The following is a 1536-nucleotide window of genomic DNA, read 5'->3' as shown; positions in this document are numbered from 1 at the left end:
GAGGTACATTTGAAAAAGGGAAGTAACTAAGATTCTCTTTATCAAAAATAATTGTTTACATAACATAATTATTGTTAACATAAATGAATCTAACAACAAATGAGGAAAAGAAATCCCGGGACCAATTTTATTTGTTCTCACAGGAATAAATTGTAATTAATGCTGGACATTTCTTAGCAGGGGAAATCGGTGGCGTTTCCCTTATATTAATATAGAAAAGAGACAATATTAAAAAAAGAAAAACAGTTTTGTTTAATATCGTATATTTTCATAAAAAATTATAATAAAAGTCAAAAAGCGAGCTTCATATTTCACTTTTAAAGCTGTTGTTTTAATTTCTTAGAGTCAATAATCGAGTTCGGATTAAAAAAGCCATATGAGGCTATAGAGGCGGTTAATGGAGGTTGGTAGATTTAAAACGATTTTTCGGTTTTTTTATAAGAATATTCCGAATGTAACAAAGGACCTCTATTGATACATTCGAAAACGCGTTATATAAAGGTTTATAAGGGTATCAAAATTTATAAAACTTGCCTTTTTTTCACCTGTTCACGTACAATGAAAGAAGGGGAAAGGGGAATGAGCCATTCATGCAAGCAACCTCTCAAAAAATAAAGAATGTCCAGCCGATACGCCGGTTGGATCACATAGAAAAGATGAAAAAGTCATTATTAAAATATTGCAGCTATAGGGATTATATGATGTTTTCAATCGGGATAAACATTGGGTTACGTATAGGGGATCTTTTACAATTGCGGGTTAAAGATATTCTTGAGGGTACGCATATAGTCATTGTTGAGCAAAAAACTGATAAAATTAAGAGATTCCTGGTTAATCCTCAACTACGGAAGGAAGTAAGGAAATATGTCCGGAAGTCGAACCTGAAGAATGAACAGTATTTATTTCCGAGTCGAAAAGGAAATGGTCCAATCACTAGGGTACAGGCTTATCGGGTGCTGAATAAAGCAGCTGAAATGGCAGACATTCCGGATGTCGGTACACATACCCTTCGGAAAACTTTCGGCTATTTGCATTATCAAAAATTCAAGGATATTGCTTTACTGCAGCAAATCCTTAATCATTCCAATCCAAAAGATACGATGATTTACATAGGACTCACACAGGATTTAATGGACGAAACATTGATGGATTTCTATTACTAACTGACCGGGACGATTTATAGCCGACCAGTATTACTCAATTTTTTATTTATTACCACATTCCTATAATAGGGAGGTATTCAGCGTGAAATTATTTCAATATAACTGGATGGTATCGTTGAGGAGAGGTGTAAGAGGAAGAGCTTCTCCGTTCCAGAACTAGCGGAGTGGGGAGCATAATGCAAACACTTTTTTATTTAGTTGATGTAGATTGGAGTTGGGTACGCCTTTTACAAGAAAAAAAGACTTCAGTGAGAGTTTCGAAAATTACCAAAGCTCGGACCGAGTAATGAAATTGGGACGCTGTTTTTCATACGGAAGTGAAGTACTTGCATGCATTTGGAAAGTCCTTGGAAAATAAATGATTTTATCATAC

General features: G+C 34.7%; 1 protein-coding gene. It reads left to right on the top strand.

The window, feature by feature from the left end:
• The first annotated feature begins 590 nt into the window (after positions 1-590).
• Positions 591-1163 (top strand): tyrosine-type recombinase/integrase, encoded by a 573-nt coding sequence (locus ACFVSH_RS26490; RefSeq protein WP_249595880.1) that lies wholly within the window; start codon positions 591-593, stop codon positions 1161-1163.
• Positions 1164-1536: the final 373 nt, after the last annotated feature.

It is taken from the genome of Peribacillus sp. NPDC058002, assembly GCF_042886655.1.
Taxonomy (GTDB): Bacteria; Bacillota; Bacilli; order Bacillales; family DSM-1321; genus Peribacillus; species Peribacillus aracenensis.
Note: the sequence above shows the minus strand (reverse complement) of the source record. Positions and strands in the feature narration are given on the sequence as shown.